Source organism: Dinghuibacter sp. (assembly GCF_035492835.1).
Taxonomy (GTDB): domain Bacteria; phylum Bacteroidota; class Bacteroidia; order Chitinophagales; family Chitinophagaceae; genus Dinghuibacter.
In genome coordinates, this window is the sequence record NZ_DATJIY010000085.1 from 1 (window position 1) to 11,286 (window position 11,286).

Annotated in this window: 8 protein-coding genes; 6 read left to right on the forward strand and 2 right to left on the reverse strand. The window is 60.4% G+C overall.

Annotated features, from left to right (window positions below; genetic code table 11):
• Positions 1–1,150 (forward strand): penicillin acylase family protein (locus VL547_RS08050; RefSeq protein WP_325577090.1); only part of this gene is annotated, 1,150 nt, incomplete at its 5' end.
• Positions 1,151–1,177: 27 nt separating this feature from the next.
• Here VL547_RS08050 and VL547_RS08055 read toward each other — a convergent pair.
• Positions 1,178–2,053, reverse strand: coding sequence for an AraC family transcriptional regulator (locus tag VL547_RS08055; protein WP_325577092.1), 876 nt, complete (start codon positions 2,051–2,053; stop codon positions 1,178–1,180).
• A gap of 209 nt (positions 2,054–2,262) precedes the next feature.
• Between VL547_RS08055 and VL547_RS08060 the strand changes: the two genes are divergently transcribed.
• Genes VL547_RS08060 through VL547_RS08080 form a run of 5 tightly spaced genes read left to right on the forward strand, consistent with a single transcriptional unit; the run spans position 2,263 to position 10,620 of the window.
• The gene (locus VL547_RS08060) at positions 2,263–5,454 is read left to right on the forward strand and encodes a TonB-dependent receptor (protein ID WP_325577094.1); all 3,192 of its coding nucleotides are present in this window, start codon (positions 2,263–2,265) and stop codon (positions 5,452–5,454) included.
• 12 nt (positions 5,455–5,466) lie between these two features.
• Positions 5,467–7,104: a RagB/SusD family nutrient uptake outer membrane protein gene (locus tag VL547_RS08065; RefSeq protein WP_325577096.1), complete on the forward strand. Its 1,638-nt coding sequence runs from the start codon at positions 5,467–5,469 to the stop codon at positions 7,102–7,104.
• 12 nt (positions 7,105–7,116) lie between these two features.
• Complete coding sequence (locus VL547_RS08070; protein ID WP_325577097.1) at positions 7,117–8,349, forward strand: hypothetical protein; 1,233 nt, start codon at positions 7,117–7,119, stop codon at positions 8,347–8,349.
• Between the two features lie 17 nt (positions 8,350–8,366).
• Positions 8,367–9,419: a glycoside hydrolase family 26 protein gene (locus tag VL547_RS08075; protein ID WP_325577099.1), complete on the forward strand. Its 1,053-nt coding sequence runs from the start codon at positions 8,367–8,369 to the stop codon at positions 9,417–9,419.
• A 10-nt stretch (positions 9,420–9,429) separates the two neighbouring features.
• A complete protein-coding gene (locus tag VL547_RS08080) occupies positions 9,430–10,620 on the forward strand; it encodes a glycosidase (RefSeq protein ID WP_325577101.1) in 1,191 nt (396 codons plus the stop codon).
• A gap of 48 nt (positions 10,621–10,668) precedes the next feature.
• Here VL547_RS08080 and VL547_RS08085 read toward each other — a convergent pair.
• Positions 10,669–11,286 (reverse strand): DUF1223 domain-containing protein (locus VL547_RS08085; protein ID WP_325577103.1); only part of this gene is annotated, 618 nt, incomplete at its 5' end.

Genomic DNA, 11,286 nt, shown 5'->3' on the forward strand with positions numbered 1-11,286 from the left:
GGAAAACAACCGCTCGCTCAAAGCCCTGATGGAGGCGTGGCTCACGACAAAGGCCGAAACCTTCGCCCAGTACAAAAAGGAGATGGACCTGCGCTCCAACACCACCAACAACACCGTCTATGCCGACGACTACGGCAACATCGCCTACTGGCACGGCAACTTCATGCCCAAACGCGACACGACGCTCGACTGGACCCAGCCGGTAGACGGCACGACCTCCGCCACCGAATGGCAAGGCACCTACAGACTCGACGAGCTCGTCCGCGTCTTCAACCCGTCGACGGGCTGGATACAAAACTGCAACTCCACGCCCTACGCCATTTCCGGCGACGCCAGTCCCCGGCGCGACGACTACCCCGCCTATATGGCTCCCGACGGCCAGAATTTCCGCTCCGTCAACGCCATCCGCCTCCTCCAAAACGCCCGCGGCCTCACGCTCGACAGCCTGATCGCCAAAGGCTACAACCGTTACCTGGCAGCCTTCGAGGTGTTGCTGCCGCCGATACTCAAAATCAGCGACACGGCGCTGGACGAGCCGATCGCGATCCTCAAGGCTTGGGACCGCTACGCCAGCGACACCTCCATCGCGACGACCCTGGCGGTAGAGTGGGGGACCCTCATGACCCGTCACATGCCGCGGTTGACATACGCCGAACGAGCCAGCTGGCAAACCGACAACATCCAAAAAGAAGTCGATAGCTCCACCGACGCGCAAAAGCTAACCGATTTAAGAACCGTGGTCGCAGACCTCCGCACCCGCTTCGGCACCTGGCGCGTCCCCTGGGGCGCTGAAAACCGCTACCAGCGCCTTACCGGCAATATCCAGGAAACCTACGACGACAACCGCCCCAGCATCCCCATCGCCTCCGTCGCGTCCGCCTTTGGCTGTCTCCCCTCCTTCGTCAGCCGCATCATGCCCGGCGTCAAAAAGCGCTACGGCTTCTCCGGCAACAGCTTCATCGCCGCCGTAGAATTCGGCCCGCGCGTACACGCAAAAACGATCGTCACCGGTGGCGAATCCAGCGACCCCAAAGACCCGCACTTCACCGACCAGGCCGAGGGCTACGCCACGGGTCGGTTCAAGGATGTCTATTTCTACAAGGAAGACGTCATGGCCCACGCCGAAAAAACCTACCACCCGGGAGAATAACGGAGCACTGGAGCGGCAGCGAAGGGACTAAATAAATATCCGCGTCCCGCTATTGCTATAGTTCTGCCGGAACTCCTTCGGCCGTGCCCCCTTCTTCTTTTTAAAAATCCTATTAAAGTTCGAAATCGAATTAAACCCGCAATCGTAGGCGATCTCCGCGATCGAATTCGTGGTATCGATGAGCATCCGCGAGGCGTGGCCCAGCCGGATGTCGTTGAGACAATCCACGAAGGTGATGCCGGTCTTTGCCTTGAAGAAGCGCGAGAACGCCGTCTCGGTCATGCCGGCGATGCGCGCTACTTCACCGAGGCGGATGGGTTTGCCAAAGTTTTCGTTGAGGAATTGGACCACCTGGTCGATGCGGTGGTTGTCCGAGAAATCGGAAAAAACGCCGGAGGATGACAGGAGCCGCAGGTTACGCGAGAGGGACAAGTCGTGGAGGATCGACATCAGCTCGAGCACCGAATCGAAGCCGGACAGGCGTTCCAGTCGTTTGATGCGCGGGGCGATAAAAGAAACGGTCTCGCGGGAAAAGACGATCCCCGACAACGACTTGTCGAAGAGCCCGCGGATATTCCCGAGCTGGTTGCGCTTCAGGAAGACGTCGCTGAACATGTCCTTGTTGAACTGGATGGTGATCTCGTGGATCTTTTTACCCTGGCAGCGATGGGTGAGCCAGGCATGGCGGACGTTGGGGCCGAAGAGGACGAGCTCGAGGTCGTCGATCTCCTCGGCGCTGTCGCCGACGATGCGCTGGGCGCCGCCGGCGTTCTCGATATAGTTCAGCTCATACTCCTCGTGATAGTGGAGCGGGAAGTCGAACTCCGTTTTGTAACGGGAAAAGAGCGTAAAGCAATCCGCCTTTGTCAACGGTGTGATCTCCTTGATAATCATCTTGGACATAGCGGATAAGATTGGCTCAGTTTATGGTAAAATAGTACAAAATATGCGCAGGATACAATGAATTGTGTCAACCCAAAACGTAGAACAGCAGCACCTTTCAGAATAGCAACGTTGGCATTCCTGGAAAAAACGCCATGGAAATGCTAAAATAGTATTATTTCTTCTGCAACGAGTGGTCGTATTTTTAACCAAATTAATGATCGCTTGTTATGAGAAGAAAATTACTGCTTCCCCTCTATGCGTTCGTGTTATGTCTCCTTAGCTATGTTGTTCATGCTCAATCCAAAACGATCAGCGGGACCGTTTCGGACGATAAGGGCGTGACCTTGCCGGGAGCCACCGTGTCGGTTAAATCGACAAAAGTCTCCACCAAAACGGACGTAAACGGACATTTCACCTTAACCCTGCCCGCGGGCGCAAAAACCCTGGTCGTCACCTTTGTCGGGATGAAGGCCCAGGAGGTGAGCATTGGCTCCGGTGACACCTACAATGTTACGCTCGGGCAAATCGCGACAAACCTCACCGACGTGGTGGTCATCGGTTACGGCGTCCAGAAAAAAGGCGACGTGAACGGCGCCATCTCCAGCATCAAGGCGTCGGACATTGCCGACATCCCGCAACCGAGCATCGACCAGATGATGCAAGGCAGGGCGGCCGGCGTCACCATCACCCAGAACTCCGGCGCGCCGGGCGCCGCGGTGTCGGTGCGGATCCGCGGTATCACCTCCTTTAGCGGGAGCGAACCCCTCTACGTCATCGACGGGGTGGCCATCGACGGGAACTCCTCCAACAGCGGTCACCAGCTGACCAACCCCGCCAGTCCCAGCGAGCAGGAAAAAAGCCCCAGTTTCCTGACGGAGCTCAACCCTAACGACATCGAATCGATCGACGTGCTCAAGGACGCCTCCGCTACCGCCATCTACGGCAGCCGCGGGGCGAACGGCGTGGTGATCATCACCACCAAAAAGGGCAAGGCCGGTACCGGTAAGATCAGCTACGACGGCTACTGGGGCCAACAGGAGCAGGGCAAATTCCTCAAGGTGATGGACCTGCCGCAATACGCTTCGTTTGAAAATACGCTCGCCGACGAATTCGGGCTCCCCCGGAGGGTCGAGTTTTCGGACCCTTCGAAACTCGGACCCGGCACGAACTGGCAAAAGGCCGTTTTCCGCAGGGCCCCGGAAACCAGCCACAGTCTTTCGTTTTCCGGCAGCAACGGCAAAACCGACTATTATGTCTCCGGCGGTTATTTCGACCAGGACGGGACGGTGCTGGCGTCTGACTTCAACCGGTATAGCGTGCACGCCACCGTCAATTCGCAGGTCAACAACTGGTTCAAGGCAGGTACGAGCTTCTCGGCCAGCCAAAGCTTCTCGGACATCGGGTTGGGCAACTCTTACGGGATCATCTATAACGCGCTCCTGGCGGCGCCCGACGCCGCGGTGTACAACGCCGACGGGTCCTTTGCCGGACCGGCGGTCGTGAACGGGACGATCGAAGGCGGCCGCAACCCGGTCCAGCAGGCGCTGAACATCACCAACACCCTGCGCCAAAGCAACGCCCAGGGCAGTCTTTACGGCGACATCAAGTTCCCGCTGGACATCACGCTCCACTCCGAGATCGACGGGAACTTCGACTGGAGCGGCGCCAAGACCTTCCTGCCGACCTATTCCTATGGCGCGGCCGGTTCTTCGGCGGCCTTTGTCAATACCCAGGCGGTGCTGAACGAATACAACGCCTCCGACAACTATTGGAACTGGGTGGAACACCTGAACTTCAACCACACATACGGCAAGCACGCGATCACCGTGCAGGCGGGGCGCGAAGTCTGGGAATCCACGTACAACGGCGTCAACGCGGGCACCAAGGGTTTTACCGCGGGGAACACGATACAGACGCTCGGGCTGGGTACGCAATCCAACAACACCCTGGCCGAGTCCAAGGGATCGAACGTGATGGAGTCCTACTTCGGGCGTATCATCTATACCTACGACGGCAAATACAGCATACAGGGCATCGATCGCCGCGACCGGTCCTCCAACTTCGCGCAAGGGCACCAGACCGGCTGGTTCCCGGGCATCTCCGGTTCATGGAAGCTGGGGGATGAACGGTTCATGGCGGACGTCGCCAAGTTCGTCAGCAACCTGAAGATCCGCGTGGGTTACGGCACGACCGGTAACTCCAACACCGGCGGCGGGTACAAGTACGGTTCGGCCATCCAACCCGTGGTAACGGGGCTGGGTACCGCCTTCAGCGTATTCAACTTCAGCAACCCCAACCTCACCTGGGAAACGGCGATCCAGGAAAACCTGGGCGTCGACTTCGGGCTGCTCCACGGCCGGATCGAAGCCAGCTTCGACGTGTATAAGAAGACGTCGAAGAACTTCCTGTTCCAGCAGCCGCTGCCGGCCTTCCTTTCCGGCGGTACCGCGGAATACTCCAACGCCGCGATCGTGCAACCACCCTGGGTCAACGCCGGCAAGATCGACAACAACGGTTTCGAGTTCTCGATCACCAGCCACAACATCCAATCCAGGGACTTCCGCTGGAACACTACGTTGATCTTCTCCCATTACACCAACAAGGTCGAATCGCTGAACGGCTTCCCGGCGCTGATCGGGAACGTCTCCACCGGTTTCGGCCCCCAGATCCCCGCCACCTATACCCAGGTGGGCGGTCCGATCGGCGAGTTCTACGGCTACAAGACCGCGGGCATCATCAAGACCCAGGCGCAGCTCAAGGACCTCGCGCAGAACCCGCAAAACGTGATCGGCTCCCCCGAGGTCGTCTCGAGCGACCGGACGCTGAGCAACGCCATCTATACCGGCGACATCCTGTATGCCGGCCGCAACGCCAAGGGCGCGCCCAACACCCAATACGCGCTCGGCAATCCCAACCCGAACTTTACCTACAGCCTGTCCAACGACTTTACCTATAAGGGCTTTGAGCTGTCCATCTTCCTGATGGGCTCGCAGGGCGGCAAGATCCTCAACGCGCTGAACTACCAGCTGGAAGGGCAATACGGCCTCTATATGAACCAACGCGCCGAGTCCGCGAACTTCTGGTCGCCCAGCAACCCCAACTCCAATATCCCGACACCCCGCTCGGGTTTTGGGAATAACAACCTGGTGATGAGCGACCGTTTCCTGGAGAACGCGTCGTACCTCCGGATACAGAACGTGCGGATCGGTTACAGCCTCCCCGCCAAATGGGCCGGGTACGTAAAGATGAACCGCCTCAGGGCCTACCTCAGCGGTCAGAACCTGTACGTGTTGACGCACTACAGCGGCCTCGACCCCGAAGTCGGTTCGCTGAACCAGAACCCGCTCCTGCAGAATATAGACTATGGCCGTTATCCCGCGCCGCGCGTGATCACGTTTGGATTGAATGCTGAATTTTAAACCGAAAGCACAATGAAAAAAATCATTTATAGCGCACTCGTCCTGGCCGCCGCCACCGGTTGTAAGAAGAACTTCTTCAACCGCGCGCCGGAAGACCAGGCCACGGTAGGTACGTACTACCAGACCACGGACGAAGTCCAGTCCTCCCCGAACATCCTGTATGCCGCACCCTGGTTTGGCTTTAACGGCAAGGCTTTCCTGGCCGTGGGCGACCTCCAGGCCGGGAACGCGGTTTGTTACGCGGGTACGGACGGTGAATTCGACGCGTTCCGGAACTTCAGCCAGGGCAACGCGACGCTCGCCGTCCAAAGCACCTGGAACTCCCTGTACACGGTGGTGGCCCAAGCCAACGCCCTGCTCAACAACCTCCCCTCCGCCGTCCCCGGCTCGGTACCGGCATCGGTCGTCAACCAGGCCCTGGGCGAGGCCCGCACGATGCGCGCCGCGGCTTATTTCTACCTGGTGCGTCTTTTCGGGAACGTGCCCATCATCACCGACCCGGCCAAATACACCGGTACCTTCCAGACCGTCCCGACCAACCCCGTGACGGACATATACAAGTTCATCACCCTGGACCTCCAGTTCGCCGAGGCCAACTGTACGCACGGCGACGCCACCTCCGGTCACGTCTCCAGCGAGTCCGCCTCCGGTCTCCTGGCCAAGGTGTACCTCTATGAACAGAAGTACGACAGCGCCCAGATCGAGGCGGAAAAGGTCATCAACAGCGGCTACTTCGGCCTGATGGGTCTGGACGTCGCCGGCAGCTATACCGGCATCTTCGAGCTGGCCGGCAACAACTGTAAGGAATCCATGATCGCCCTGCAGTGGACCTCCAACGGCGGGTACGGCTTCGGGAACCAGATCCAGTCGGTCATCGCCGACGGCGAAAACGGGAACTTCCTGACGGGCACCGGAGACGGCTACGGTGAACTAGGCCCCAGCTGGGACCTCCAGGACGCCTTCAAGAACGAGGGCGACTCCATTCGCCGACACGGCTGTATCATGCTCCCCGGCGAATACTACGCCGAGCTCCACAAGGCCCAGGGCGGTTATACCTGCCCGTTACAGGTCAACGAGCAGGGCGTACACGCCGCCATGAAGAAATACGTGGTCGGCACCCCCGCGGACAACAACGGTCAAAGCGCGGCCCAGGCCACGTCCAACAACACGTATATCCTCCGCTACGCCGACATCTACCTGATCGAGGCCGAAGCCATCATGGGTAAGGCCGCGGGCGTGACGCCCGGGACGGGGATGCCGCTATCGACGACGTCGTCCGATCCCACGGCGCTGAAGTATATAAACCTGATCCGCCAGCGCGCCGGTCTGGGCGGCTGGACGAGCTTCAGCTACCAACAGCTCCTGAACGAACGCCGGCTGGAATTCGCGATCGAAGCGGACTACTGGTACGACCTCCAACGGATCGACGGCTTTAACAACGCCCACCACCCGGTGGCCATCAGCATCATTTCACAGCAGAACCGGGGCGATTCCAACAGCGCCGGCACCGCGGCCAACAACTATACCGACTACCAGCGCAACACGGTCTATGTCACCCCGACCGACGCGAACTTCCTGATGCCGATCCCCGCCACCGAAACGGCGGCGGACCCGACGCTCCTCCAACCCCCAGTTCCTTATGTATTTTAAACTCTTTTCCATATGAAACAATTCATCATTCTCCTATGTGGGCTGGCCGTCCTGGGTTCCTGCCGGAAATACAACAGCCTCGGCTTTACGCCGGGCAAAGGCGCCCCGACCATCACCTCCGTGCACACCTGGAATAAAACCGACACCGCCCTCCACTACGATACGATCGTCACGTACAACAGCGCCGGGGACACGACCCTGAAGGTCAACGTCCTGTCCGGCAACGCCTACGCCTTTGATTCGGTCACCACCGCGGGTAACCCCGGCCAGTATTACATGATCTATGGGGCGAACCTGGGCGCTACCGTCACCGTGGCCTTCAACGGGACCTCCGCGTATTTCAACCGGGCGCTGATGACGGACGGATCGCTGCTGGTGTCCATCCCGCAAAATACCCCGACCAGCGGGCCTCAGGCGACGGATACGCTGACGATCACCACGCTCTATGGGGTGGTGCGGTATCACTTCGTCGTCATCCCGCCACCGCCCACCGTCAACAGCGTCTCCGACTATGACTTCTGGAGCGGGTCGCAGATCACCTTGAAAGGCGTCGGTTTCTCCACCGTGACGTCTGTCGGTTTGTCGGGCTCCTCGGACCAGGCCACGATCGTCGACCAGTCAGATACCGTCATGACGTTGTCCTTTGGCGCTTCCGCCGTCAACCGTTGCAACCTGGTATTCAGTTATTCTTCCGCCGGCACACCGGCAACCGCGGTGTCGTCGCAGGAATTCGTGGACATGGACAACGCCTACCAGATCGTGTTTAACAGCAACTTCCAGAATACCTGGTTCGACAACTCCTGGACGCACCCGTCGGGTATTACTTCCGGTCAGGCACATGCGTATGGCGGCACCGCTTCCGCTCAGCTGAACTATCCCGCCGGCGCCTGGCAGATCGAAGGCTGGGCCTGCTGGAACGCGCCCAGCGGCGGCTTCCCGTACGACCCCAGCTACAAATACCTGACCTTCTGGGTCAAGGGCGGCACGGTCAACCACACGCTGGTGCTCGTCGGCGACAAGCTGCCCGGCGGCTACAGCCAGAACACCTCGGCGGCGGCCATCCAGCAGATCGCCACCACCGCCGGCACCTGGACCTACTACAAGATCCCGCTGGGCACCGGCGCCGGTCAGCTCAACTACTGGGCGACGGGCACGCTCGCGCAGCAGCTCGGTTTCTTCCTCCAGGGGCAGAGCGGGGACGTCAATGAATTGATGTATATCGACGAGTGCGCGTTCGTCAAATGATCCTTATCGCGCTTTTAATGGCTTCGGTCGTTGCGCAGCCGGCAGATCGCCGCGCGTCGTCACAGACGCGCCGCCTGCTGGCTGCGCTCCACCGCCTGCCCGCCAAGGGCTACCTGTTCGGTCACCAGGACGACTTGGCGTATGGGGTGGGGTGGCGGGCCGACCCCGGCCGGAGTGACGTGCACGACGTCGCCGGCGACTACCCGGGACTGTTCGGCTGGGACTTCAGCGGGCTCGAATCCGGCCGCCCGAGCGACATAAACGGCATTCCATTCGACAGCATCCGGTCGTATGTGCGCTGGGTTTATGCATCCGGCGGCGTCAATACGTTCACCTGGCACTGCCCGAACCCACTCGGCGGCACCGCGTGGGACACGATACCGGGGACCGTTGCCTCCATACTACCCGGCGGCACGCACCATGCATTGTATGTATCCTGGCTGGAGCGTCTCGGTACGTTCGTGCGCAGTCTCGACGGGGTACCGGTCCTGTTCCGGCCGTTCCACGAATTGACGGGCGGCTGGTTCTGGTGGGGGGCGTCGCACAGCGACGCGGCTACATTCAAGGCACTCTGGCGGTTTACGCGGCACTACCTCAACGACTCGATGGGGCTGCACAATATCCTATGGGTATACAACGCCGGGGACAACTTTTCGACGCTGGAGGGTTTTATGGCGCGATACCCCGGGGACGACGAAACGGACATGGTCAGCTTCGATACGTATCAGTACAACGGCGGTTTCGCGTCGCTCATCGGCCGGCAATTATCCGTGCTCGACAGCGCCGCCGCCATGACGGGGAAGGTAGAGGCGCTGGCCGAAACGGGTTTTGAGCAGGTACCCGACCCCCATTGGTGGACGGGCGTCCTGGCCCCCGCACTGGCGCACCATCCCGTCGCGTACGTGATGGTATGGCGCAACGCCGGCTGGAATCCTTATATGAAGCCTCCGCACATGCACTACTACGCACCGTATAAAGGCCAGGCATCAGAGGACGATTTCGTTCGATTCTACCGGATGGACAACACCCTGTTCCTACGGGACGCCGCCCGGGAAAAACTGTACCAATAACAAACGGATTATGGACTTTTACGAACGCTTAGAAAAACTGGAACTATACCATAGCACCGTGGTAAACGCCCTCAACGAACCCGAGGAAATGGGTAATGGCGTCTACCAGCGGTACAAGCGCCCGATCCTGACCGCGGACCACGCCCCGTTGCACTGGCGATACGACCTGGACCCCAAGACCAATCCCTTCCTGATGGAACGCTACGGCATCAACGCCGTTTTTAACGCGGGCGCGATCAAGCTCGACAACCGGTATCTGCTGGTCGCGCGGGTGGAAGGCTCCGACCGGAAGTCCTTTTTTGCCGTCGCCGAAAGCAGCAACGGCGTGGACGACTTCCGTTTCTGGGAGGCGCCTATCGTGATGCCGGGTACCGGCGCTCCGGAGACCAACCTGTACGATATGCGGCTCGTACAGCACGCGGACGGATGGATCTATGGCATCTTCTGCTCCGAGTGTAAAGACCCGTCCGCCGCCGTCGGCGACGAAAGCTCCGCCATCGCGCAATGCGGCATCGCCCGGACGCACGACCTCCGCGTCTGGGAACGGCTCCCCAACCTCGTAACCCCTTCTCCCCAGCAACGGAACGTCGTGCTACATCCGGAATTCGTCTCCGGCCAGTACGCCTTTTACACCCGCCCCCAGGACGGTTTTATCCAGACAGGCCGCGGCGGCGGCATCGGTTTTGGGCTCGCCCCCGACATCACCCGCGCCGTCATCACCCGCGAGACGGTCATCGCCCCCAAGGTCTACCACACGGTATACGAAGGCAAGAACGGCCTCGGCCCTGCGCCGATCCGCACGCCGCACGGCTGGCTCCACCTGGCCCACGGGGTCCGCAATACCGCGGCGGGTCTGCGATATGTGCTGTATATGTTCATGACGGACCTTTGCGACGTCACCCGGGTGTTGTATATGCCCGGCGGCTACTTCCTGGCGCCGCGCGGCGACGAAAGGGTAGGGGACGTCTCCAACGTGGTATTTTCCAACGGCTGGATCACCGACGATGACGGGACCGTCTATATCTATTATGCGTCCAGCGACACGCGGATGCACGTGGCGGTGTCCACGGTGTCCCAGCTGACGGACTATGTGATGAATACGCCGGAAGACGGGCTCACGTCGGAGGCGGCGGCGCGAACGGTGTCGCGCATGGCGCAGAAGAACGCGGCGGCGCGCGCGGCGCGGAAGCAGCGGCGCTAGGGCGCGCGCATTCGCAGGTTTGCGCCGCTTTGACGCCCGCGCGCCCGCCTAGTGCAGCTGCAGCTCGATCGCCTTTAGTATGTGCCCCGTCGCAGTATCCTGCGCCCACAGGAACAGCCGCGCATCTTTGGGGGCGATGTCGAAATTCAACGATATGCTGTTATTCTGCCCGGTACCCAGCGCCCGCACGATATTGACGTGTCTCAGCGACCGGCCTTCGTTTTCTCCGCCCTTTACGTCGGTCTCCGCCCGCTTCTGGACCAGCGCCGCCTGCACCCGCAGACCCGGCCGGTCCACCTGGTAGCGGATCGTCCAATGCCCCAACCCGTCCTGGTCCACCTGCCCTTCCAAGCCCACGTTAACGGGCGTCCCCAACGCCTCTTTGACCAGCGTCTCCAGGCGGTCTTTATCGGAGCCAATGGCTTCGGTCGAGCCGTTAACGATTGCCTGCGGCGTATACACGTCTTTCAAAGAGAGCACCCGTGCATACTCCCGCTGCCGGTCCGAATACGCCGGATCGCTAAAACGGTCCTTCCATCCCTGCCGGTCCCAATACGTCACGTGGTAACCCATGACCAGCACCTGGCCCGGATATTCCTTGTCAAGACCCGCCAGCACCACGTCCGCCGGCGGACAGCTCGAGCACCCTTCGGAGGTGAACAACTC